21 protein-coding genes and 1 riboswitch are annotated in these 25468 nt (G+C 41.6%); of the genes, 8 read left to right on the top strand and 13 right to left on the bottom strand.

What is annotated here, in order from left to right:
- Positions 1-4: 4 nt before the first annotated feature.
- Together B2400_RS05885 and crcB are read right to left on the bottom strand one after the other, a co-directional pair.
- A complete protein-coding gene (locus B2400_RS05885) occupies positions 5-3196 on the bottom strand; it encodes a SusC/RagA family TonB-linked outer membrane protein (RefSeq protein WP_293931769.1) in 3192 nt (1063 codons plus the stop codon).
- A gap of 415 nt (positions 3197-3611) precedes the next feature.
- On the bottom strand, positions 3612-3992 hold the full coding sequence (gene crcB / locus B2400_RS05880) for a fluoride efflux transporter CrcB (protein WP_293931767.1): 381 nt from the start codon (positions 3990-3992) through the stop codon (positions 3612-3614).
- 204 nt (positions 3993-4196) lie between these two features.
- Between crcB and pckA the strand changes: the two genes are divergently transcribed.
- Both pckA and B2400_RS05870 read left to right on the top strand, forming a co-directional pair.
- Complete coding sequence (pckA, locus tag B2400_RS05875) at positions 4197-5765, top strand: phosphoenolpyruvate carboxykinase (ATP) (protein ID WP_293931765.1); 1569 nt, start codon at positions 4197-4199, stop codon at positions 5763-5765.
- A gap of 261 nt (positions 5766-6026) precedes the next feature.
- Positions 6027-6938, top strand: a complete 912-nt coding sequence (locus tag B2400_RS05870) for an AraC family transcriptional regulator (protein ID WP_260045020.1) — start codon at positions 6027-6029, stop codon at positions 6936-6938.
- Between the two features lie 427 nt (positions 6939-7365).
- Here the strand turns inward: B2400_RS05870 and B2400_RS05865 are convergent, their stop codons facing one another.
- Positions 7366-7869 (bottom strand): DUF6702 family protein, encoded by a 504-nt coding sequence (locus tag B2400_RS05865; RefSeq protein ID WP_293931762.1) that lies wholly within the window; start codon positions 7867-7869, stop codon positions 7366-7368.
- A 119-nt stretch (positions 7870-7988) separates the two neighbouring features.
- Here B2400_RS05865 and B2400_RS05860 point away from each other — a divergent pair, with 119 nt between their 5' ends.
- Positions 7989-8564 carry a HupE/UreJ family protein gene (locus B2400_RS05860; protein WP_260045023.1) on the top strand — a complete coding sequence of 192 codons (576 nt, stop codon included), beginning with the start codon at positions 7989-7991 and terminating at the stop codon, positions 8562-8564.
- A gap of 2 nt (positions 8565-8566) precedes the next feature.
- Positions 8567-10912 carry a M1 family metallopeptidase gene (locus tag B2400_RS05855; RefSeq protein WP_293931760.1) on the top strand — a complete coding sequence of 782 codons (2346 nt, stop codon included), beginning with the start codon at positions 8567-8569 and terminating at the stop codon, positions 10910-10912.
- 348 nt (positions 10913-11260) lie between these two features.
- Here the strand turns inward: B2400_RS05855 and B2400_RS05850 are convergent, their stop codons facing one another.
- The 3 genes from B2400_RS05850 to B2400_RS05840 all read right to left on the bottom strand — a co-directional run bounded on the left by B2400_RS05850 (position 11261) and on the right by B2400_RS05840 (position 13664).
- Positions 11261-11809 (bottom strand): GNAT family N-acetyltransferase, encoded by a 549-nt coding sequence (locus B2400_RS05850; RefSeq protein WP_293931758.1) that lies wholly within the window; start codon positions 11807-11809, stop codon positions 11261-11263.
- An 11-nt stretch (positions 11810-11820) separates the two neighbouring features.
- Positions 11821-12507 carry a TetR/AcrR family transcriptional regulator gene (locus tag B2400_RS05845; protein WP_293931756.1) on the bottom strand — a complete coding sequence of 229 codons (687 nt, stop codon included), beginning with the start codon at positions 12505-12507 and terminating at the stop codon, positions 11821-11823.
- 104 nt (positions 12508-12611) lie between these two features.
- Positions 12612-13664 (bottom strand): helix-turn-helix transcriptional regulator, encoded by a 1053-nt coding sequence (locus tag B2400_RS05840; RefSeq protein ID WP_293931754.1) that lies wholly within the window; start codon positions 13662-13664, stop codon positions 12612-12614.
- Between the two features lie 850 nt (positions 13665-14514).
- Here B2400_RS05840 and B2400_RS05835 point away from each other — a divergent pair.
- On the top strand, positions 14515-15609 hold the full coding sequence (locus B2400_RS05835; RefSeq protein WP_293931752.1) for a slipin family protein: 1095 nt from the start codon (positions 14515-14517) through the stop codon (positions 15607-15609).
- A gap of 60 nt (positions 15610-15669) precedes the next feature.
- Positions 15670-17091 (top strand): RtcB family protein, encoded by a 1422-nt coding sequence (locus B2400_RS05830; protein WP_149526557.1) that lies wholly within the window; start codon positions 15670-15672, stop codon positions 17089-17091.
- 91 nt (positions 17092-17182) lie between these two features.
- Here B2400_RS05830 and B2400_RS05825 read toward each other — a convergent pair whose 3' ends face one another.
- From B2400_RS05825 to thiS, 7 genes are read right to left on the bottom strand one after another with little or no spacing between them, the layout of a single operon-like run.
- The gene (locus tag B2400_RS05825; protein WP_149526556.1) at positions 17183-17896 is read right to left on the bottom strand and encodes a HesA/MoeB/ThiF family protein; all 714 of its coding nucleotides are present in this window, start codon (positions 17894-17896) and stop codon (positions 17183-17185) included.
- 3 nt (positions 17897-17899) lie between these two features.
- Entirely contained in the window at positions 17900-19024 is a 1125-nt protein-coding gene (gene thiH / locus B2400_RS05820) for a 2-iminoacetate synthase ThiH (protein ID WP_149526555.1), read from the bottom strand.
- Between the two features lie 3 nt (positions 19025-19027).
- Positions 19028-19801 carry a thiazole synthase gene (locus B2400_RS05815; RefSeq protein WP_149526554.1) on the bottom strand — a complete coding sequence of 258 codons (774 nt, stop codon included), beginning with the start codon at positions 19799-19801 and terminating at the stop codon, positions 19028-19030.
- Positions 19776-20423, bottom strand: coding sequence for a thiamine phosphate synthase (locus B2400_RS05810; RefSeq protein ID WP_149526553.1), 648 nt, complete (start codon positions 20421-20423; stop codon positions 19776-19778). Before B2400_RS05810 ends, B2400_RS05815 begins: the two co-directional genes overlap by 26 nt.
- A gap of 6 nt (positions 20424-20429) precedes the next feature.
- Positions 20430-21011 carry a thiamine phosphate synthase gene (locus B2400_RS05805; RefSeq protein WP_149526552.1) on the bottom strand — a complete coding sequence of 194 codons (582 nt, stop codon included), beginning with the start codon at positions 21009-21011 and terminating at the stop codon, positions 20430-20432.
- Positions 21011-22825, bottom strand: a complete 1815-nt coding sequence (thiC, locus tag B2400_RS05800; RefSeq protein WP_286650654.1) for a phosphomethylpyrimidine synthase ThiC — start codon at positions 22823-22825, stop codon at positions 21011-21013. Before thiC ends, B2400_RS05805 begins: the two co-directional genes overlap by 1 nt.
- Positions 22826-22851: 26 nt before the next feature.
- The gene (gene thiS / locus B2400_RS05795; protein ID WP_149526550.1) at positions 22852-23058 is read right to left on the bottom strand and encodes a sulfur carrier protein ThiS; all 207 of its coding nucleotides are present in this window, start codon (positions 23056-23058) and stop codon (positions 22852-22854) included.
- Positions 23059-23123: 65 nt separating this feature from the next.
- A riboswitch (TPP riboswitch) is annotated at positions 23124-23221 on the bottom strand.
- A 358-nt stretch (positions 23222-23579) separates the two neighbouring features.
- On the opposite strand from thiS, the gene B2400_RS05790 reads away from it, so the two are divergent.
- Together B2400_RS05790 and B2400_RS05785 are read left to right on the top strand one after the other, a co-directional pair.
- Positions 23580-24140 carry a Crp/Fnr family transcriptional regulator gene (locus B2400_RS05790; RefSeq protein WP_149526549.1) on the top strand — a complete coding sequence of 187 codons (561 nt, stop codon included), beginning with the start codon at positions 23580-23582 and terminating at the stop codon, positions 24138-24140.
- Positions 24141-24235: 95 nt separating this feature from the next.
- A complete protein-coding gene (locus tag B2400_RS05785) occupies positions 24236-25417 on the top strand; it encodes a calcium:proton antiporter (RefSeq protein ID WP_293931745.1) in 1182 nt (393 codons plus the stop codon).
- Positions 25418-25468 lie beyond the last annotated feature (51 nt).

The following is a 25468-nucleotide window of genomic DNA, read 5'->3' as shown; positions in this document are numbered from 1 at the left end:
ATCTTTAAAACTGTAATTTCAAGTTTAGACCGAAATTTCTTGATGCTGGCAAGTTACCTCCTTCAAATCCTTGGATATTTCCAGAACCTGTCGTTGTCATTTCAGGGTCGAAGTTTTTATTTGCTAAGCCCCATGCTGCAATGTTTCTAGCGAATCCTGAGATCGTCGCATTTTTAAGACGCAATTTGGTAACAAACGATGTAGGTAAGTTATATCCAAGCGTGATCTCTCTTAATTTGATGTAATCGGCATCAAAAACGTTTTGAACCGTTGGACCACCATAGTAGTGTCTGAAATAGTTATAAGCAGAAACTTCTGTCGCGTTTTCTTTTACATTTGTAACAGTGTAAGAACCATCGGTTTCTCTTGTTACTGTACCTGTTACTCCAGGCGCTACGAAGTTGTTTTCACGAACATCATTTGCTGCGGTTTCTTCTAATACCCCTGTGTAATGACCAAACATGTTCGAAACAGAGAAGTATTTACCTCCTTTTTGGATGTCAATCAATGCGCTAAATGTGAAATCTTTATATCTTACGTTGTTTCTCCAACCTGCATTGAAGTCCGGTAAGATCGTACCTAAATTCTTCGCATCGGACGATAGGTATAGGCCATTAGCACCTACGACTTTATTTCCTTGATCATCATAGATGAAATCCGAACCATAAATTTGTCCGTAAGGCTGGCCTACCATAGCAACTAGGGAAGCTTTGAATGGCGCATTTGCAAGAGGAAGAGATTTGATTCCTTCAAATAGTTCAACTACTTTATTTCTGTTGCGAGCGAAGTTCACTGAAGTAGACCACTCGAAGTTGTCATTGCGCACAGGAACTAGGGTTAGCATCGCTTCGATACCTTTGTTTACAGCGCGTCCAGCATTCAATATTTTAGATGAATATCCGGTTTCCGGACCTGTTGAAACAGGCATGATTAAATCTGTTGTTTCTTCGTTGTAGTAGGTGAAATCTAAACTCACTCGGCTGTCAAACATCGATGTTTCAAGACCGAATTCATATGATTTCTTTGTTTCAGGACGAAGTTCTGGGTTTAGCTTTTGAAGGCTTTTTAAGAAGTAAGGGACATCAAGATAAGATGTATTTCCGTAGGTGTTATTTAGATACACATCTAACAAGCGATATGGGTCAGTGTCATTACCTACTTGAGACCAACCAGCACGTAACTTACCGAAGTTTAGCCAGTCAGCGTCAATAAATTTCGTGAATACAAATGATCCTGTTACCGAAGGATAGAAGTAAGAATTATCGTCTTCCGGTAATGTTGAAGACCAGTCATTACGCCATCCGAAGTCAGCGTATAAGAAGTCTTTATATCCTAATGAGAAATTACCAAATACTGAATTTACACGCTTTCTTGATAGAGTCGTTTGTAGAGTGACCGCTTGCATACTATTGTTGGTTGTATACAAGTTCGGAACGATAAGTCCACCATTAGTGTTGGAGTTTGAAGAGAATCTTGTTGTATTACGACGGTTAGCACCGATAAAAGCGTTGAATGAGAAGTCTTCCCATTTTTTGTCGTAATGTAATCTACCTTCATAGTTCATTTCGGTAAACTCTCTGATTCTTTCTGTGAATCCTGATACCCCTTGTGAACCCACAGCGACACGTTCGCCAATTTTCAATGTGTAGTTATCGCCGTAGACATTTCCAGTTACATATAAACCTGGCATAAAGTCATAACGTACTTCTACGTTTCCATAAAACCTATCACGTTGGTCATCCGCTGTATTTTCGTTGATAATCCAGTAATAGTTATCCGAATATAACGGAGTAGGATCATTCCATGCTGAGCGGTTCCATGTTTTTTGGGCTCCTGAAGAAGTCTTATAATTCTGCAAACGTTTGTAGTCTAATTGCATTTGTCCCCATTGGAACATCTTTTGACCAATTGAAGCATCGCTATAACCTTGTTCCGGACGATTGAAACCATTTGTTCTGATGTAGTTAATTGTACCACGTGCAGAAAATTTTTCAGAGAACTTATTATCGATGCTTAATGCAGCCGTTGTTCTTTTTAATTCTGTATTTGGAACAATACCTGATTGCGAGACATTCGAAAGTGAAAGTCTAGCGGATGTGTTCTCATATGATTTTGCAAGTGAGATCGCATTATTATATGCTACGCCAGTTTCAAAGAATGTTTTGTAATCGTTTGTGGGATATTCCCAAGCCCTAGTTTTCATGTAATTTTGAGTGTCTTCCGGATCGAAGGCATCCCAATGTAATACTTGTTGATTGTCGAATTTTGCTCCCCACGATTCATCAGCATTATAATCTACCAACAGGTATTCTTTACCGTCAATGGTTTGCTTAAGGAATTCTGGACCAAGACCACCACCGTATAATTTCTGAAGTTTTGGCGTAATACCTAAACTTTCGAAAGCCATACCTGTATTTACGACGATCTCGTCGCGACCTTGTTTCGCTTTCTTAGTTTTGATCAAAACTACACCATTTGAAGCTCTCGCACCGTATAATGCTGATGCAGGGCCACCTTTTAATACGTTTACCGATTCGATGTCATCAGGGTTGATGTCAAATCCGGCATCACCATAGTCACGCCCACCCGCACCTCTTTCTGCATTCGCAGAGTTGTAGTTCGAGTTGTCCATCGGGATACCATCTACAACGATTAAGGGTCTGTTCTCGCCAGTTAGCGAGCCGATACCTCTCAATACGATACGCGTAGAACCGCCTAAGCTGGACGAAGGTGCAGAAACTACCGCTCCGGCCACATTTCCAGATAGTGACTGTAGCGCATTTCCACCACGTGCTGCGGTTAAGACATCGCCTTTAACCTCCTGTGCGGCATATCCCAAAGATCTTTTCTCTCTGGAGATACCTAACGCTGTCACAACGACTTCTTCTAACGTTTCATCTTCTGAAACTAATTGAATGTTGATAACCGATCGGTTTCCTATCGAAACCCTTTGAGATGTATATCCTATGTAGGATACATTTAATTGAGTTGCAGACGTGGGAACTTCCAAGCTGAAATTTCCTTCGTTGTCTGTTTGAGTTCCAGCAGTTCCTCCAACTACCGAAACTGAGGCGCCCGAGATCGGAGATCCATCTGATGACGAGGATACTTTTCCCGTTACTTGGCGATTTTGTGCAAAAGCCGCTCCAACCATAAGCGTACATAGCACTAAAAGACTAAGTAATCTTTGTTTCATTGTTCGTTTTTTAGTTTTATAATTTTTGTGAAGTCTCTAGGGCTAGAGATGGAACACTATGATAAATCTATTGAAATTTTGAGCAATGATTTACACTTTTTAACAATTCCTAATCTAACTCGAATAAAGTATTGTAAAAAATGAACTGATGTATGGTAGATGATGTTTATTTAATTAATAAATGTAAGATGTTTTTAATCAGATATTTAATCTTTGGATTTTTCAAAGAAAATGACTCCTGTTGAGGGTGATGAAGGCATATGTTAAATTTTAAAAAAAAGTTTCCCTTGTAACCATTTGTCACAAACTGTTAAAATGTAGAAGGAGATGTGTAGAGAATTTTAGCTTTTTTAACTAATAAAATAGAATGTTCACTCAGCGATGAGCTGAATAGCAACGCGCATAAAATAAATGTTTAGGCTATCAGTTTGGAAATCGATAATCCTGCCCATACTGCAAGGAGGCCAAGTATTACACTTAAACCGATGTATAATAGCGCTTGAGGAATCTGGTTATTGGTTATGAGATTATAATTTTCTGCGGCAAAGGTCGAAAAGGTCGTGAAGCCTCCGCAGAACCCGGTAATCAGAAGCAATTTCCAATGGGTATTGATGATCTGCTGCTTATCGAAAAAACCAATTAGGAAGCCGATCAGCAGACAACCAATGATATTCACTAATAAAGTTCCTGTTGGAATGGCATGGGGGAAATGCTTCGCAATATATTGTCCCGTCGTATAACGCAGGATGCTTCCTACCGCACCACCAATTCCAATAATAAAAACTTCTTTGAGCATTCTGTCCGTCTAGGGATTTTATTTACATGATAAATATATGGTAAATATGCTTTAAACCGTGGTATTTTACTCTTCTTATTTTAATTTTCTATTAGCCTGTAAAATTTAGGACAATATAGGTTAACAAATTGCCATTTGCGGTTAATATCGGTCTAATAGTACACTGTACCTTTACCGAAGAAATAAGCATTAAAAATACCTATTATGATGCAATATAAAACGAATTCAAATCTGCCGGATTTGAAATATTTGCAGATTGATCTACAGGCTACCTCTCATTACCAGTTGCAAGCAGCTGAACTAGTGGAGCAAGCTATCTTAAACAATGAAGGCGTATTAGCAGATAATGGCGCCTTATGCATTGAAACCGGAAAATTTACTGGACGTTCGCCGAAAGACCGTTTCATCGTCTTGGACGAGGAAACTAAGGATAAAGTGAATTGGAATGCGGTAAATCAACCCATCGCGGAAGCGCATTTTGAAACGCTTTGGAATCAGGTGACAAATTACCTATCACAGCAAACCCTCTATGTTCTTGACGCAAAAGCATGTGCGGATCCTGCAGAGGAAATTACAATCCGCGTTGTTTCAACGAATGCGTCGCACAATCTCTTCGCTTCAAATCTATTTATTAACGACAATGACGCAAAAGCGGAGAATCAACCCGATTGGTCAATATTAGTTGCTCCGCAATATACTATTGCAGATTACGCTACATTGGGACTAAATAATGAAAACTTCGTAGCGATTAACTTTACGAAACGTATCGTTCTGATTGCAGGAACAGGGTATACAGGCGAGATCAAGAAGAGTATCTTCATCGTGTTGAACTACTTGTTACCTACTTATAAGCAGTATTTAACTATGCACTGTTCGGCTAATCGTGGCGAGAATGGTGAAACCGCACTTTACTTCGGCTTGTCTGGTACAGGAAAAACAACCTTGTCGTCGGACAAACGCAGACAGCTAATCGGTGATGATGAGCATGTTTGGACGGAAGATAAAGTGTTCAATATCGAAGGCGGATGTTATGCGAAGTGCATCGGCTTAAACGCAGAATCAGAACCCGAGATCTACCAAGCGGTTCGTTTCAACTCCCTTTTAGAGAACGTCAAATTCCACGAAGGAACTCGTCAGCCTGATTACGAGGATAAGAGTATCACAGAGAATATTCGCGTTTCTTACCCGCTAGAATTTATTGAAAACATCGTTCCAAACGGTCAAGGATCAGCCCCAAAGCATATTTTCTTTTTGGCAGCAGATGCGTTTGGCGTATTGCCTCCAATCTCTAAACTGACCGTTGAACAAGCTATGTATTATTTTATCAACGGCTACACATCGAAGATTGCCGGGACCGAAGCTGGTATTACAACACCGCAAGCAACCTTCTCAGCATGTTTCGGACAGGCATTCTTACCATTGCATCCTACGAAATATGCGGATTTATTGGGTAAGAAATTGGAACAACATCCGGATATCCAGGTATGGTTAGTGAACACCGGATGGGTTGCCGGCCCTTATGGCGTTGGAAATCGCATTAAATTAGGCTACACCAGAACCTTAATTCGTGAAGCCTTAGCAGGTAAACTATCGGAGCAGGAATATATCACACATCCTATCTTCGGATTGCATATGCCGAAAGCTTGCGATGCAGTGCCTCCAGAAATTCTTAACCCTGTAGCACTCTGGGAAGACGCTGCAGCATATGAGAAACAAGCATTGGAACTTAAAGGTTTGTTCGAGAAAAACTACGAACAATTCCGTCAAAAATAATCCGGTAGATGCTGGGAGGTATCCGAGCAAATACCCATGATTTCTTTAACTTTTAACTAATTTTAATGAAGAATGACCTTTCCTCGGAAAGGTTATTCTTTTTAATCGTAGGAAAGTAGTATCCAAATATTACATTTAACCCATAAAGTATGCTTAGATTTGCACCTGATTATAGGTACTTTTGAAGGAACTAAATTATGGGATCAATTAATGTTTCAGCTGTTAATATATTCGAACACCTTCAAGATTAAGGATTAAATTATGAGAAACGTCGATTCTAAGAACCCTATTGAGTTTACTGCGCCGGCATCAGGGGTAGGGTCTTTCTATGTGCAAGAGGATCTTCGTAGTAATTTTTATAATCATTATCATCGCCATAAAGAGTTTCAGATTTCCTATATCCTAAAAGGGAGCGGATCTATGCTGATCGGTAACTTGATCCAACCTTTCTCCGATGATGAAATCTACATCATGAAGGCGAACGATCCCCATATCTTTATCAAAGAGGGACCAGAAGAAGAGAACATCCATGTGATTCATATTTTCGTAGCATTTGATAAGTTGTGGCACTTTTTCGATTTATCGGAATTGCATCCCGCGCGCGACTTCTTCAAGAAGCTAGATTCAAGTAAGAAGATCTCTCAAGATGTTAGTTTGGGAATTAAGGATAAGTTTATTGAGTTGGCAAAAGGAGAGGGGATGAAGAAGATTATTTCGATCCTCGATATCTTCCAATTCCTGATCCGTCATGAACAGGATATGCATTCCCTGTATTCCGGACTTCCTGAATCTACATTCAACGATAAAGTCGGTATCCGAATCAACGAAGTACTTCGTTTCTCATTAGCGAATTACGATAAGGAAATAAGCATTGAAGAGGTCTCAAAGCTTATCCATATGACGCCTTCGGCTTTTTGCAAGTATTTCAAAAAGCATACGATGAAAACCTATGTTACCTTTCTGAACGAAATAAGAATCGAGAAAGCTTGCCAATTATTGATCAACAAGTCTACCGAGAATATATCAGAAGTAGCATATCAATGTGGATTCAACACGGTTGTGCATTTCAATCGCGTATTCAAAAGTATTCTCAATACCTCTCCATCAGAGTTTATCAGTAAACATTCTGCAGAACTGCAAATTGCGCACGCCAAAGTAGATCAGGCCGTCTAAAAAAATATCAAATACATCTTTCTCCTATTCGTTGTTTTTTCCTTACTCCTTATTGTCACTATAACGCAATTTTAGAAATAGATTTGCAAATTGGTTCAAAATTTGTTATATTATGATCAAACAATAAAAAGAAAGGTAAAATATGATTAAAAAGAAAAGTAACAAAAAAGAAAAAATGATGAACAACCCTTACTTATACTACGTAACAAACTGGGGATTCGTCGCAGCCAACCAAACCAAACCCACCCGAGGAGCTAATCCTCAATAGAAAAGCCACTTTTTTTAGATATTAGACACTAGACATCAGATTTAAGATGTTTGGCGGTCTTTTATTGGTTTAAATATCATTTCCTTTATCCCCATTTTTAAGTGCATTGAGACAGTAACAGACACCATGTATAGAATTCTAGTTTCTAAAGTCTAATGTCTATTGTCTAAAATCTATTACAACACTTTTCTTCGGATTATCCATTTTCGTACTTTGGCGTTTTCCATCAATCGTGACATGTAGGATATTGGATTGCGTTTTAAAGTCCTGATATAGCAACTGATTGGTAATCATTATCGTGCTTATTGGATTTGTCTGCGGTGTTTCGAAATAACACCAGGCAACATCTTCTTCTACTTCGTAACCCACAAACTTCAGCTTTTTAAATTGCCCATTTACCTTCAGATTAAAATTATCCTGTATATATTTTGATATCGCAGAGTCGGCTACGGTTTTGTTTTTAGGATTTATAACGTCGATTTTTTGATTCAACTGCTTTCTTAGCGCTACTTCGAGGTCATCATAGAAGATACGGCATGAAATTTCAATACGTTTGTTCTTAGAATTGAAGTCAACCGTGGAAATACTGACATAAAAAGGATGGGCAAATACACTAATCGTTATCAAGCAGAGAATAAGTAGGAGCCAAGGTTTCTTTATCATTGGTCGTGCTTTAAAGTATTGCAACAATTTTATGCTAAATTATCGAAAAACCAGAAGACCTGCATCGATAATTAAAATAATATTAAATTTGTGTTGACGAATTGATAACGACCTAATTCATGAGCGACTTTTCTATCTATTTCCAACTTGGTTGGCAACATATTCTTGATTTCAATGGATATGACCACATACTTTTTGTAATGGTACTCTGTTGTAGCTATGTGCTGAAAGATTGGAAGAAGATATTGTGGCTGGTTACAGCCTTTACTGTCGGCCATTCCGTAACCCTAGCGCTTGCAGCCTTCAAGGTGTTGAATGTCAATTCAGACTGGATAGAATTCCTTATACCAGTTACTATTTTGATTACAGCATTATACAATCTCCCAAAACGTAGAAAACAACGCAGTCCGGCATTGTTATACAGCATGGCATTAGCTTTTGGATTTATCCATGGATTAGGATTTTCTAATTATTTACAATCCCTTTTAGGAAAAGAGGCAAATATCTTTTGGCCGTTGCTTTCCTTCAACCTCGGTTTAGAATTCGGACAACTTATCATCGTGTTCTTTGTTATCCTTCTGTCTGAACTGATGTTGAAAATATTTAGTGTGACGAATAGAGATTGGAGTTTCTTCCTCTCGTCAGCAGTTGTCGGTATTTCATTAATTATGGCTCTAGAACGTATTCCAGTTTAAGTATGAAAAAATCTAAGGTTTTAGCATTCGCAATCGGCTTAAGTGCCTTCTTTACGCAGCAGGGTGTCGCACAGTCGTTGAACAATCCAGGGTCGAACCATGGGAATAAATTCGAACAACTCGGTTCTTTGATCTCCGATCCAAATATATTCCGTACCGCCTCCGGCGCACCGGGCGCCATGTATTGGCAGCAGAAGGCAGATTACGTAATTCATTGTGAAGTCGATGATGTTAATCAGGTCTTAAAGGGTTCCGAGACCATCACCTATACCAACAATTCGCCCGACCCGTTGGATTATCTATGGATTCAGTTGGATGAAAACGAGCATGCCGATGATGCAGAGAGCAAAAGTTTCGATCAAAGCAGCCTGAACGAACGCATGTCTTTAGAAAGATTGAAAGGATTGGTTCCTGAAAAGAAAGGCTTTGGCGTCAATATCCGTAAGGTAGCGGATGGAGGGAACAAACCTTTAAAGTACACAATCAATTACACAATGATGCGTGTAGACCTTCCCACTCCTTTGAAACCAGGAGCAAAGATGGTACTGAATATTGATTGGGACTACAAGATTTCCAATCGTATGGAAGAAGGCGGTCGTGGAGGATACGAGTATTTCGAGCAGGATGGCAATTACTTGTATACCATTGCACAATGGTTTCCACGCATGGCTGTATATTCAGATTTCCAAGGCTGGCAAAATAAGCAGTTTACCGGAAGAGGAGAGTTTGCCTTAGTATTCGGAGACTACAAAGTGCATATCACAGTTCCTGCAGATCATATCGTGGGTGCCACAGGTGTCTGCCAAAATTATGCACAGATGCTGAACGCCACACAAATGGCTCGTTGGAAGAAAGCCCAGCAATCGGACGAACCGATTGAAATAGTGACGCTCGAAGATGCTAAAAAAGCAATGGGACAGAAATCCTCAGCAAAGAAAACCTGGATATACGAAGCGAAAAATGTGAGAGACTTCGCTTTTGTAAGTTCACGAAGGTTAGTTTGGGACGCATTGAAAGTGCAAGATGGCATAGAGGGCAATCAACCAATGGCGATGTCCTATTACGGTCCGGAAGCATATCCATTATATAGAAAGTACTCGACCAAGGCAGTGGCCCACACGCTTAGAACATATTCAAAATATTCGATTCCTTATCCTTACCCTGTGGCTATCTCGGTAGAGGCGGCAAATGGAATGGAATATCCGATGATTTGTTTTAACTACGGCCGCGCAGATGAGGACGGAACGTATTCTGAAGCGGTGAAATATGGCATGATAGGGGTCATCATCCACGAGGTTGGACACAACTTCTTCCCGATGATCGTCAATTCCGACGAGCGGCAATGGACATGGATGGATGAGGGCTTAAACACTTTTCTACAATTCCTAACCGAGCAGGAGTGGGATAAAGATTTTCCATCGCGCCGTGGCCCCGCACATAAGATTACCGATTACATGAAGCTCCCTAAAAATCAGCTGGAGCCAATTATGACCAACTCAGAGAATATCATTCAGTTTGGGCCGAACGCTTACGCAAAGCCGGCTACAGCATTAAATATCTTGCGCGAAACCGTGATGGGTCGAGAGTTATTCGACTTCGCATTTAAACAATATTCCCAACGTTGGGCATTTAAACACCCAACGCCTGCAGATTTTTTCCGCACCATGGAAGATGCTTCCGGAGTGGATCTCGACTGGTTCTGGCGAGGTTGGTTCTTCGGGACGGATCCGGTTGAAATCTCCCTAGAAAATGTAACGCAGTATAAAATGACTGGCGGAAATCCAGCGGAAGCTCAAAAAAGCCGGAAAGAAGCTTTTGAGAAGGATTTGAACAGCATCAGCAGGCAACGCAACATGGAAGAAAATATGGCATTCCTCGTAGAAAAGGATACTTCCCTTTTAGACTTCTACAACAAATGGGATAGGTTCGCGGTACGTCCCGCTGACCAAAACAATTACCAGCAATTTTATAGCGGCCTAAGCCAAAAAGAAAAGGATATATTCGATGGAAAGATCTCTTTCTACGAATTGACCTTTAAAAATAATGGCGGTTTAGTAATGCCACTGATTATCGAATGGAACTATGCCGACGGCAGCAAAGAAATTGACCGTATCTCTGCTTATATATGGCGCCATAACGAGCAAGAAGCAACAAAAGTCTTCGCCAAATCAAAGGACGTTGTCAGTATTCGCTTAGATCCCTACCGCGAAACTGCCGACATCGATGAAGCAAACAACGCTTGGCCTCGACAAGCACAGCCCTCGCGCTTCGAAATCTTCAAAGAAAACGGAAGAAGCGCAAGAGGACAGTCTACAGAAAGCAACCCGATGAAGGAAGCAAGGAAATAGTAGTTAGTATGTAGACCTATTGCTGGAATTAGATTTTAGACTTTTAGAAATGAGATATTAGAGTATTGTCTTTGAACCAGGAAAGGAAGGATACAAGGATGAGCAGGATCATGGTCATCCTTGTATCCTTCCTTTCTTGGTTCAAAACAAGAAACTATAGGTCTAAATACTAACTACTAAATACTAACTACTAACTACTAACTTCCTGCCAAAGCCCTTTCAAACCCAATGTAAACCCAATACAAAACCATATCAAAGCCCTTGTGAGTTGGGTATGATATGGGTTTGATAAGGCTTATGAAAGTCTGTTATTTAACTGAGGTCAGGCGGTACTGGCAATTTCTATAGTTAAGAATTGCTTTCGGATTTGAGCTTGCTAAATACAATCAGATCTCGAAACACTAAATTTCCGGCCCATTCGCCATTACGCTTTATGCCTTCTTGGATATAGCCTAATCTTTTCGGGATAGCAATACTTTTTTCGTTTCCGACAGCGCAGCATATTTGTATTCTTTCAATACCCATCTCGTCAAAGAGGAGAGCGGTAAGTTTTTCAACTACCTTGGTCATGATGCCTTGACCTTGATAGTCCTGCGAAAGCCAGTAGCCTAGCTCGGTATTTTTATTCAGATAATCGGTTTCTTTGGTGCCGATGAGGCCGATCATGCGGTCGTCATAGCAGATTTTATAGACATAGTCCTTCTTGATTTTACGAAGCTCGATCGCCATATCGACGAAACCTTTGCTGTCTTTGACTTCATGTGTAAACTGAACAAAGGGTAACCATTCACCTAAATAATCTCGTTGTGTGTTGATGTAATTAAAAATTGTTCTTGCGTCGCTTTCTACAAGGAATTTCAATGAGATTTGATCGTCTATGCGAATAGTTCTGTTCATATTATCATATTTTAGTCTCCTTTAGATTGATTGGAGCTGTTTATTAAAAGTTCTAGCGTGGTCTCTACAGTTCGATTGATTCTTTCTTTCCCTTCGGGCGTTCCGATATCGATACCGCAAAAGGTGCTACCGTTTGAGCTGGCATGAAGCGCTAGATAATATAATCCTGCGGTTTGAATTGCCAACAGCGCACGTAGGTCTATATCCTTATTCGGATAGCTTTCTTCAAATTTATTCAACAGCAATTCGCCAACTTCTTCGCGGCTGTCCGCTAGTTTACGGAGCGGTTTGCTTTTGACACCAAGTTCCCAATGGATGATCCGCTGTAGTATCTTATCATTGAGGACCTGTTCAAATTGCCCTTGTAATAAGTTTACCATCGCCAGTTTACTTAGATTTTCGGCTTGCAGCAGCGACTCGATTTGTTTGTTCGCTTTGGATTTCCAATAATCTTGTCGTGTAATATAGACCTCGATTAGGTTGTCTAAGGTGCCAAAATAGGTGTATACTAGCTTTCTGTCCAAGCCACTTTCACTCGCTATGTTGGCCACCGTAAGCCCTGGATATCCATGTTTTTTAATGACTTTGCCTACTGCCGCAATTAGTTTTTCCATCGTTCTGGCTTTCTCTCGGATCGGTCCGGCCGTAACTTTCCTTGGTTTTTTCTTTGGTTTTTCCTCCATTTTACTTTTTTGCATAGGTATTTGTGATGCTAAAATAATCTGCTTCGAAAATTTTTGAAGCGCTGTGGTTCCCAATCACGATTATTCTAGACTTAATTTACTCATTATTAGTAATACTATTATTTTTCTTCTTTTGTTTTTTGTGGATTGTTTTCAGAATCGCTGTACTGCTTCATACTCTGCGATACTCGCCTTTTTATTCGATTTACTAAGTAACGAGGTGCGAGCACTTTCATACATTCCCCGAAGCCCAATATTTCTCGCTCGAGTTCGAAATTCAATACAACATCGATACGTATGATGATGCTGCCATCGTCGAGGCGGTTCAATATCTGTTGCGAATTATGTAAGGGTTTGGTTTCAACATAAGGCGCATTCTTTGATTCGACATGTAATATCACTTTGTTCCCTCGATCTTTGATTGATTTCGTTACACCAATCGTGTCGGAAAAGTAGCGCTCAAAATCTACGCCATCGTAAGGCACAAACTGTGACTTTGCCATCTCTGCGATTTCATGAATGCGATCTAAAGCCAAGGTTTGTAGACCATTGTTTTTCTTCTGCCGGCAAATTAAGAACCAGCGATTTCTATATTCTTTCAATAGATAGGGGAAATAAACCGTATCAGATGGCGTATCGGTTTTGAAAGATTTGTAGGTTATTAACAAAGGTATTTCTTCTCGAATGGCCTTGTGAAGCGTGTTTATCCAATTTAATCCCTTCAGTAAGGTATTGCTTTCCATTTGTATGGCTTGCTTGTGTTCGCCAGAATTAACAAGCATCTTGTCTTCTAAGCGAGCGATCATATCGCTCATCTCATCAAAATAAGCGAAGCCGTTAAGGTGTTTTAGTACCTCCACGACTTCCTTCATTTTTTCCATGTCGGTAGCAGAAATCGGCGAGTTGCTAATGCTGTAGTTTGGATCCTCATAAGAATAGTACTTTCTGTCGGTCACAATGATTGGGGCGTTGTAACCGAGCTTATTCGATCGCATCAATTGTATGTCGGCTTGAACGGTACGTTTGCTGACGCCATTATGAATTCCTTCCAACTCATAAAGCTGTTCGGAGACCTTTTCTATAAGTTCATCCAGCGTCCATTTACGATGCTTTTGGCGTAAGCAATTGTCGATGGTTTTATATCGAATTAGGGCGAGTTTATTTGTTGACATGCTTTTTTGAGTTAAATACTCCTTGATTAAAGATAGGGGATTTCAATGTTCTACGCAATGGATTTGCGTACTTATGAGTTTGATGAAAGTTTTTTGGCTTAGTAGATAAATTTTTCTATTTGATAATTAGTGTGTTATCATGTTTTATAGAAAAAAATATAATTCTTTTTTCATTGCGCAAAATGGCTGCGTAATGCAGCATGCATCTTTGTAATGTCGGGAGCGACAAATAGTTCATTGAAGAATAAAAGCAGAAAGCTTTTCAAGATATATATCCGGTTGGATATATGGCATCTGCGGAGATTTCTTTAATCTGATCTCCTGTTTCTGTATAGCAGGGAAGTGTTGGTTCGGTCGAATGCAATATACTGATTAAGGGTCAAAGCAGTGTCTCCTGTTATGTGTCGCAAGTTCGAATCTTGCCTTCGCTTGTCGAAGTAGCTCAAGTGGTTAGAGCAATAACACCAAATGAGGGTTCGAATCCCTCGCACTTGAAGGAAGTGTCTACGGTAGTTGGGCGAAAGCCCTTAAAAGTTTGAATCTACTTATCAAAAGGATTCTCGTAAAGTTATGATCTTCTTGTAAAAAAAGATCCTTGAAGCTTTCCTTTCTAGTTCGGCAAATTTATTCTCTTCGGAGGGTAAGGGAGCAATTGAGAGGTATCCTGCGAGCAAAGCATCTTTTCGATCGGACTGAAGCGCAGTATTTCGAATTGACCTAACTAGTTTAGGCAATATCGGAATTCTTGAACTACAGCGACATCTAAAAGACCCTTTTCTCCCGATAGTTCGCAATGAACAAGACTGGAGAGCTTTATAAAATGTATGGTATAATATTAAATAATAAAACGATGAAAAGAGTAACAATTAACAAAAATGAAGTAGGATTGGTTGTTAAGAACAACGCAGTAGTACGAGTGCTTAATGAAGGAAAACATTGGGTAGGCTTCGGCGAACGCGCTGAGATCTACAATATGTCAAATCCGTTTCAGGTTGCTCATGATCTAGATGTTTTATTACAAATACCTTCTTTCACTGAATTGGTCGAAGTGGTGGAGGTCGGAGATAATGAGATCGCTTTACAGTATGTGAACAACAACTTTAAAGGAGTCTTGGCCGCGGGTCGTCATGTTTTTTGGAAGGGTTTGAATACGTTGCGATTCGATATCTATGATACGTCGACTTTAGAAATTCCAAAATCTATAAACCGTCAGTTGTATGAACGTGTTCCATTTTCATACTACGTGAGACAATTTAAAGTTGAACCTACGGAAATAGGTTTATTGTTTGTCGACGGTGTGTTTGTCAAGGAGGTTAAACCAGGGACTTATTTTTTCTGGAAGAACACGACTACTATTCAGTTATCGAAAGTTGATTTACGATTAACGAGCATGGATGTCGTAGGCCAGGAGATCTTAACGAAAGATAAGGCGCAGGTGAGAATCAACTTTGCGATCCAATATAAGGTAACGGATGTGATGAAGGCGATATTGGAGAACAAAAACTTCGATCAGTTATTGTATGCCGAGATGCAATTTGCATTGCGTGAATATATCGGCAACATGACGCTCGACGCCTTGATGGAAAACAAAGGTTCGATCAGTGAATATGTGATCGAGGCTACGAAAGCGCAGGTTGCACAATTAGGGGTGACCTTAATGAGCGCCGGTGTGAAGGACATCATCTTACCTGGAGAAATCCGTAAGATCATGAACGAGGTGTTGATGGCGGAGAAAAAAGCACAAGCCAATATCATCACACGTCGGGAAGAAACTGCATCGACCCGTAGCTTATTGAATACGGCGAAGATGTTAGAGAAGAATGCGATGTTGTATAAATTGAAAGAGATGGAGTACGTGGAGAAGATTGCCGAGAAAGTGAATGCAATATCGGTGTCTGGAAATGGGCAGATCGTCGATCAGTTGAAACAGTTGTTCGTAAAATAGAAATTGTATTTTTAAGATGCTGGGTAAAGCAAATTGGCTTTACCCATTAAAATGAGAGAAATGGAAAACAAAAGAATTAATGGCAATGATTTGATTGCCTTAGGATATAAAGAAAACTTCGCTTTAGGGGCGGCTTTGAAGATTAATAGCAAACGCCATGGGCTGAAGAAGGAAGAAATGCTACAGAAGTTTAAAGAGGTCTTAGAAAATCCTGAATCCTTTTTAGAGGACAAGGTATTTAGACCACTAGCTGAATCTTTAATCAACACCGAAAAGATAGAGTCGAGTTTAGTTCGCTTGAAAGAAGGCGTGGATGACTATGCAGTCTACGGCGTTGAAAACATTGAGCTGGGAGCGAAGCAGCAAATGAACACAGCGATGAAGTTGCCAGTTACAGTGGCTGGCGCCCTGATGCCAGACGCGCACCAAGGCTACGGTTTGCCTATCGGTGGGGTTTTAGCGACCAATAATGCGGTAATTCCCTACGGTGTAGGGGTCGATATTGGATGCCGTATGGCTTTATCGATTTTCGATTTACCGGCTAGCTCGTTGGAGACTCAGAAGGATTTCTTTCAAGAAGTAATCATGAAGAACTCCCGCTTTGGGGCAGGTAATGGTTTCTTAAAACATGAGCGTCAAGACCATGCAGTCTTAGATAACAAATTGTTCGAAGAGATTCCCTTTATTAAGGATTTGAAAGACAAGGCTTGGACGCAGCTAGGATCGTCGGGTGGTGGTAACCATTTCGTTGAATTTGGGACGCTCGAATTTGCAGAAGATGATAAGGCTTTGGGTATTGCTAAAGGAACCTATGTTGCGCTATTAACGCACTCTGGATCCCGCGGTCTCGGCGCCATGATCGCGAATCATTATACGAAACTGGCAAAGGAAATTTGCAAACTTCCATACCAGGCACAAAACCTTGCGTACTTAGATTTAAATTCTGACGAGGGATTGGAATACTGGTTGGCGATGAATCTTGCCGGTGATTACGCTTCGGCTTGCCATGAGGTGATTCATGAAAAGGTTAAGAACAGCTTGGGAGTTGAGCGATTGGCAAAGGTGGAGAATCATCATAACTTCGCATGGAAAGAAGAGTTGAATGGCGAGGAAGTGATTGTGCATCGTAAAGGTGCAACGCCAGCGGGTAAAGATGTTATGGGTATTATCCCAGGCTCTATGGCAACTCCTGGATTCTTGGTGCGTGGAAAAGGAGAGGAGGCATCGATCAATTCTGCATCGCATGGTGCCGGCCGATTGATGAGCCGTACACAAGCGATCAAAACCTTGGCGCAGTCCGAACTGGATAAGATGTTATCTGATCAAGGGATTACGCTAATCGGAGCATCGATGGACGAAGCGCCTATGGCGTACAAGAATATCCATGAGGTAATGGAAGCGCAGGTGGACTTAGTCGATATCGTGGCAACCTTTTCGCCAAAGATTGTAAGAATGGCAGATGACGGGTCGAGGGAAGACTAATGAGGTAGATTTTTAGATATTAGATTTTAGACATTAGACACGGCAAGTGGGAGTATTTGTTGATTAATGAATGATTTGCCTGTGGTTTTTACTAGAAACTAATGTTGGTGAATTTCCAGTTCCAGGTGTCGATGATGGTTAATTGGTTTGTTTCGACCGGCAGGTCGCATATTACTTTGAGCGTCAGCATCGCCATCATGCTGCCGATTATGCCGGGGAGCGGACCAAGGACGCCGTTTTTATCGCAGTTGGGGATTTCGTCGGGTGCTGGAGCATTTGGGAAAATAGCTCGCAGGTCTTTCGATCCTTTATAGTTGAAGAGTGCAACCTGCCCTTCAAAGGCAAAGATACTTCCGTAGATCAACGTTTTTTGTTGATCTACGCAGGTATCATTGATTAAATAGCGGGTGGTAAAATTATCTGAACCATCGATAATAATATCGTAAGGTTGTAGTATCTCTACTACGTTTTCCTTTGTAATTTTCTCAGCAATCTTTTCCAATTTGATAGTCGAATTCATGTCCTTCACGAACTGTTCGGCTGAGTTAACTTTTAATTCACCGACACTACTTTCTTTGTGGATTGTTTGTCGGTTTAGGTTGTGCAGTTCGACTTTATCAAAATCAGCAATGGCTAATTGTCCTACGCCTGCAGCAGCTAAATAGCTTATTACGGGAGAACCTAATCCTCCGGCTCCTACGACCAAGACCTTCGCATTCATAATCTTACGCTGTCCTTCGATACCCACCTCTTCAATGAAGATCTGTCGGCTGTATCGAGCGAATATCCTATCCTGTTCCTTCATACGTTACACTCCTGTGTATGCTTGGTCCCAATCTTTCATAACTGGGTCATAACCTGCTTTTTGAATAATGCTTCGGATTTCTTCCATGCTGCGCTCATCCGATATTTCAAACTGCTCCAACGACTGCGGGTCAACAACATATCCACCGGGGTTGGTTTTCGATGCTGCGCTCATCGTAGTTGCCGCAATGGCGATGATATGATTCCGGAAAACCTCACGTTCCCTGGTCGAAACAGAGATTTCTAAATCAGGATTCCAAAGCCGGTAAGCACAAATGAGTTGCAGGAGATCTCGGTCTTCCATAATGAAGTTTGGTTCGATGATCCCTTGCGCCGGGCGAAGGCGAGGAAAGGAAACGGAATACTTCGTTTGCCAATACTTGCGCTGTAGGTAGTCAATATGAAGGGCACTGAAAAAGCTGTCTACTCGCCAGTCTTCCAAACCTAGCAAAACTCCAAGTCCCATTTTATGAATACCGGACTGTCCGATGCGGTCTGGCGTATCTAGGCGATACTTGAAGTTAGATTTCTTTCCTTTTGGATGATATTGCTTATAGACCTCCTGATGATAGGTTTCCTGATAAACTAGCACCGTATGGCAACCAGCAGCTCTTAGTGTGTGATAATCCTCCAAGTCAAGCGGTTGAACCTCTATGGATATTTGTGCAAAATGAGTCTTCAATAGTTTGATCGCATTTTCATAGTATGGCGTGTCGACGATCTTGTTGGCTTCGCCGCTTACTAAAAGCACATGGTCAATGCCCATCGCCTTAAGCGCCATGCCCTCTATCAACAGTTCGGTATTGCTTAAAGTCTTTCTGCGAATTTTATTGTCCATACTGAAGCCGCAATAGGTACAAATGTTTTGGCATTCATTGCTCACATATAATGGCGCGTAGAGTTGTATGGTTTTGCCAAAGCGTTGCTGTGTTAGGCGCTGGGCTTCTTGTGCCATCGTCTCCAGATAGGAGGCCGCGGCCGGAGATAGCATCACTAAGAAGTCGTTGATGTCTTTTTGAGACTTCCGCAAGCTGCGTTCAACATCAATAGTAGTGCTGCTGTAGATGCGGTTTTTCACATCCTCCCAAGAATACTCGTCGAATACGGTTTGAAAATTCCCTGATGCCATCTTTTAATCCTCCATTAAGAATGCAGTGAGCGGACTAGATGCTTCGGCATAACTGCGTTTTGCATCTAATCCGGAAAGATAAGCCTGTCGTCCCGCGAAAACAGCCAATCGAAATGCTTCTGCCATAGCAACAGGATTTTTCGCTGCCGCAATAGCGGTATTCACTAATACGGCATCCGCACCCATCTCCATTGCTTTGGCTGCATCCGAAGGCGCACCGATTCCTGCATCGACTACAACAGGAACATTGCTTTGGTCAATAATAATCTCCAGGAAATCTGAGGTTTTTAAGCCTTTATTGCTGCCAATCGGTGCTCCTAATGGCATCACTGCAGCCGTCCCGGCATCTTCCAAACGCTTGCACAACACCGGATCTGCATGGACGTAGGGCAGAATGATGAAGCCTAGTTTCGCTAGTTCTTCGGTGGCTTTCAGCGTTTCGATGGGGTCGGGTAGAAGATAGCGAGGATCTGGATGTATTTCCAGCTTCAACCAATTTGTCTCCATCGCTTCTCTTGCCAATTGCGCGGCCAATACAGCCTCTTTTGCATTTCGTGCACCCGAAGTATTGGGCAATAGATTGACTCCGGGCAACTGCAATGCCGACCATAAGTTTTCTTCCTTATTATTCGGGTCCAAACGTTTTAAAGCCATGGTGACTAATTCAGATCCTGACGCTTTTATAGATTCTTGCATCAGTGCGTAACTTCCGAATTTACCAGTTCCTAAAAATAGGCGCGAGGTAAATTCTTTATCGGCTATATTCAAATTCTTCATATAGGTATTTGTTAAGTTGTGGCATAGCCTGTGGATTCTTTAGCAAGAAACCTGATAAGGCAATACCGTAAATCCCGATTTTACGTAATTCCTGTACATCGTTAATGGTTATCCCACCGATAGCATAGATGGGCGGGGTTGTATTGATATCAAGATTAGTGAGCAGGTTGCTGTAGCCTTGGAGCCCTAATACAGGGCTCAGTTTTTTCTTTGTCGCTGTAAAGCGGAAAGGGCCGAGGCCAATGTAGTCACAGCCTTCGGCAATTCGTTGCTGCACATCTTTCAGCGTATTCGCTGTCCCGCCTATAATTTTATCAGCACCCAGTTCTTTTCTTGCAGAGATAACAGCATCATCTTCCAAGCCTAAATGTACTCCGTCAATATCATACGATTTCGCCAGCATTGGGAAATCATTGATTATACATAATGCATTGTACTGCTTACAAAGTTGCTTTGCCGCTTTCGCAAGCTCTTCCAATTGAAGCGCGGTGGCATCTTTCCATCGTATCTGTATAAACTCTACTCCAGCATCGAGTACCGATTGGATACCCGCCAATTGCTCATCCAGATCTTTTCCGTCTGAGATAAACATTAATCGAGGTAATCTTCTACTCTTATTCATCTTCATTTATAATTCCACTTTCAATAGGCAAGATTCTAAATAGCTTACCGGATCCTTAGCTTGCCAAATGGAACCCAGCATAGCGACATCATCTGCACCCGCATCTAATGCTTCCTGTATATTGTCTTTATGAATACCTCCCAATGCGATTAGCTTAGAGCTGTGATTCGTTCGTTGAGAAAGTTCTTTCAACACTGCATTTCCTAGTCCATAGTCCTGCTTGGAAATGCTAGGGTAAATAGGACTTAAGAAAGCATAGCTCCAATAGGCTCCTAAGGAGTTGAACTCTGCAATGCTATGTGTAGATGTTGAGCAGGTGAAAGTTTCTTGATACTTTGAATGCAAGACGTTTTTACGATCTGAGCTACTAAAATGCAAGCGTGAAATCCCCATCTTCACAGCCAAAGCATGTTGCTGATGGACGACCAATCTATCAAGGTATTCGGATCCTAACTCTTTGGTGAATGATTCGAATTCCGAGGGACTGATGAAGGGGCGGCGGATATGCAATAAAATATCATGCTGCAACAATTGACGCAACGTTTCTATCTCGTTTTCCACCGCCTGTTCGCTTATTATAACAATCATTATAAGTAAATCTCTTTCCCAGCTTCAATAAATTCCTGTGATTTCTCGAGCATGCCTTGCTCGGTTGCTTCCCTAATTTCTTGCGTAATTTTCATCGAACAGAACTTAGGGCCACACATTGAGCAGAAGTGTGCAATCTTGGCGCCGTCGGCAGGAAGTGTTTCGTCGTGATACTCTCTAGCGGTGTCAGGATCCAAGGATAGGTTGAATTGATCTTTCCATCGGAATTCAAACCGCGCTTTACTTAAAGCATTATCTCTATATTGAGCGCCCGGATGACCTTTGGCTAGATCTGCAGCATGCGCAGCTAGCTTATAGGTAATCACGCCATCTTTGACATCTTTTTTATTCGGTAATCCCAGATGCTCCTTCGGTGTAACATAGCAGAGCATCGCACAGCCATACCATCCGATCATGGCAGCACCTATGGCGGAAGTGATATGATCGTAGCCCGGTGCGATGTCGGTCGTCAATGGTCCTAGGGTGTAGAAAGGTGCTTCGTCGCACTCTTCCAACTGCTTTTCCATATTCTCCTTGATCATGTGCATAGGAACGTGTCCCGGCCCCTCAATCATCACTTGAACATCATGTTTCCAAGCAATCTTCGTTAGTTCACCAAGCGTCTCCAGTTCGGCGAATTGGGCAGCATCATTCGCATCAGCAATAGAGCCAGGACGTAGACCATCACCTAAAGAGAATGCGACATCATATTGCTTCATGATTTGGCAAATCTCTTCGAAATGCGTGTATAGGAAGTTCTCTTTATGATGGAATAAACACCATTTAGCCATGATGGAACCGCCACGGGAAACAATACCTGTCACTCTTTTTGCGGTTAAGTGGATATAGCGAAGCAAAACGCCGGCATGAATCGTAAAATAGGAGACTCCTTGTTCTGCCTGTTCGATCAATGTGTCTCGGAATATCTCCCAAGTCAGATCTTCTGGCACTCCTTTTACTTTTTCTAAGGCCTGATAAATCGGAACAGTACCAATAGGCACTGGCGAGTTGCGGATGATCCACTCTCTGGTTTCATGAATATTCTTTCCGGTTGATAAGTCCATAATGGTATCTGCTCCCCAACGACATGCCCATACCGCTTTTTCAACTTCCTCTTCAATGCTAGAAGTAACGGCGCTATTGCCGATATTCGCATTGATTTTCACGAGGAAGTTACGCCCGATAATCATCGGCTCACTCTCTGGATGGTTAATGTTGTTGGGGATAATTGCTCGACCTGCAGCAATCTCATCACGCACGAACTCCGGCGTAATACGATTCTTTGGTGTATTGGCGCCAAAGCTATTGCCCTCATGCTGTTGCTCCATGCCCGGAGTCGCATGCTCCAATTGTTCTATACGCTGATTCTCACGAATAGCGACATATTCCATTTCCGCAGTGATGATTCCCTGTTTTGCATAATGCAGCTGTGTTACGTTAGCATTTGGTTTAGCTCGCATCGGTTGATGGCTGTAGCTAAAACGTAATTCATCTAGACGCTTGTCGGCTAATCGTGCTTGCCCGTATTCTGAACTGATACCATCCAAGATTTCCACATCTTGGCGATCAAGAATCCATTGTTCGCGAATGCGTGATATTCCCTGACGAACATCTATCGTCAGTTCTTCATCTGTATAGGGCCCTGAGGTATCATATATTGTTATCGGAGGATTCTCCTCCTCACCACCATTGCTGAGCTTTGTATTACTTAAGCTAATTTCCCGCATGGCCACGCGAATGGGATATAAGTGACCCGGCACATAAATCTTCTTTGAGTTAGGGAAAGGTTGCTGTGAAATTCCTTGTTCTTTCATATCGTGTTTTAGATTTGATTTAGTCTCTAGCCGCCTTGGGTTGCGGTGATGATAAGAATATGATCCCTGTCGGATAGGGTAGTCTCTGCCCATTCTACAGCAGGAATGACTTTATTATTGACAGCGACAGCCGTGCCTTTGCGTAACACACCAATCTCTGATGCGAGCAAGGCAGCAAGACTCTCTGGAGCTTTTTCGAAATATCTGGATTGTTGGTTTATTGTTAGTTCCATTCCTATTCTGTTTTTTTATGGGTGAAAAACTTTAGGAATGGCTACATCGATGCGTACGGCACCCATGTTGACATCTTACTTTTCCCTACGCCAGTATGATCTGGATCAGGTTATAAGGGTAAAATCTCAGCCTGCATAAATGCAGACACCCCTAAAGTCAAGGCTAAAGTAAGGCATATTATTTTAATTAACAATTATTTTTGCGAAGAATGAGTTAAGCAGTTGATAAAAAGCAGGACGGCTAAAGCATAAGCGAATCACAATACACCGAATAGTTTATTGTTGATTTTTAAGGAGTTAAAGCTTCTGTTCGATAGGGGGATTTGTTTTGAACCAGGAAAGGAAGAATGAAATGATGTGCAGGATATTTGGTTTGGCATATAGAGGGGGGAGTATGATGGCCGCCACAGATCTTTATACTTAATACTATCTACTAACTACTATTTTCTGTCGCTATTTGCTTTAATTCTTATTATTTTAGGAGAACAGATCAAATAAACAAGAGATCTGTTTCTTCATCCATGACTATTGAACAAGTATTAAACAATTTTTATAAGCTTCCTGCGCCTTCGTTGGAACTCTTAGTAAGCGAGATGCAGGAAGTCCGTTTTTCGAAGGGGCACATCCTTTTGGAGTCCGATCGCTTAGAGCGCAAAGTGTACTTTCTTGCGAAAGGCCTTGTTCGGGCATATTCTCCACAGCCGGAGCAGGACATTACGTTTTGGTTTGGTCTAGAGGGAGATATTGTCTTGTCCATGCGCAGCTATGTCGAGCATGTGAAATCTTATGAAGATGTCGAACTGATGGAGGATAGCGTCTTGTATGGTATCAGTATTGAGAAGTTGAAATCCTTATATCTGCGCGATATTCATATCGCCAATTTGGGTAGAGTAATCGTGGAAGGGGAGTTGTTGAAGATGGAAAAACGATGGATCTCCTCGCAGTTGAAATCAGCTAAAGAACGCTATGACGAGCTAGTCGAAGAATCGCCGGCACTTTTGCAACGAGTGCCACTTAAATACATTGCCTCTTTTCTACGGATGACGCCTGTCAGCTTAAGTAGGATTCGGAAGGAGAAGTAAACTTAACCGTCCTTTTATTATCCCAGGATAATTTTCGAGGGCATCAGAGGTGCTATTTTTGCAAGGTTTTCAAAAATTATTGTAAAGATAGAATCATGAATACGGTAAAAAAAACATCCATTAGCGAGATCATTCCTCTATCGACTTGGATTCGATTAGGACTGGTATGGGTAGTCGTTGTTATTTTCAGCCTTTTTGGGCATGACTTGCTGGGCGCGCAAATGGGCGGATGGACTGCTGTTGCTGTGTTTTTGCTGTTGTTGGCTACGATCGTGGGGGCCGCTTTTGGTGTCGTGCGTGAAGCAGACGAACTGGCACATAAGTTAGGGGAGCCCTACGGCACTTTAATACTTACGTTGTCGATTGTATCTATTGAAGTTATTTTGATTGCGGCCGTTATGTTAGGCCCAACAGAAAACCCTACTATTGGTAAAGACTCCATATTCTCGGTCATGATGATTATTATGAATTTAGTGATGGGATTATGTCTTCTATTAGGGGGGATGAAGTATGGCGAGCAGGAGTACAATGCGCAAGGCGCAATGGCTTACCACAGCATGATTATCATGCTTGGCGGTATTTCCATGATGCTTCCTAACTTTATCAGCGGAGCCGGTGATGGTTCATTTAGCACGACGCAGGCGATTATTCTTTCAGGTCTTGTGGCTTTGTTGTATGCCGCATTCCTGTATTTCCAGATGACGAAATACCGCCATCATTATATACAGCCTCCAGTAGGGCAAATGGAGATTAGGTTCGCCGATACTATCATCAACGCGGAGTTGGAGGCGAGCGAAAGCTCGCAAGCTACTAATTCTACTAAATCCGAAATTCTAATCCGCTCGATAGTACTTTTAGGGATGATCTTGCCGATTGTGCTACTTTCGCATCATATGGCCGTCGTTGTTGACTATGGGATTCAAGCAGCCCAGCTGCCTACTTTGTTAGGAGGCGTGTTGATTGCGATTATCGTATTTACCCCTGAATCGATGACTGCTGTTAAGGCCGCATTGAATAACGAATTCCAACGGGCGATCAATCTTTGTCATGGCGCTTTCGTATCGACAGTTGGGCTGACAGTGCCTGCGGTATTGATCGTTGGATTAATTGCTGGCAAGACAGTACACTTCGGGCTAACAGGGACAGAAACGATCCTTTTTGTCTTAACACTCTTACTTAGCTTGATGAGCTTTATGGGAAGAAGAACTTCGCCCATCATCGGATTGATGCACTTGACCTTATTTATCGTCTTTATCATGCTGATCTTTAACCCTTAGTGGATTTTTCATTAGCCTAATCTCAGGGTTAAAGTATGTTAATCTATATAC

This window comes from Sphingobacterium sp. UBA6645 (assembly GCF_002455685.1).
Taxonomy (GTDB): domain Bacteria; phylum Bacteroidota; class Bacteroidia; order Sphingobacteriales; family Sphingobacteriaceae; genus Sphingobacterium; species Sphingobacterium hotanense.
This window is presented reverse-complemented; position numbering and strand designations above follow the sequence as displayed.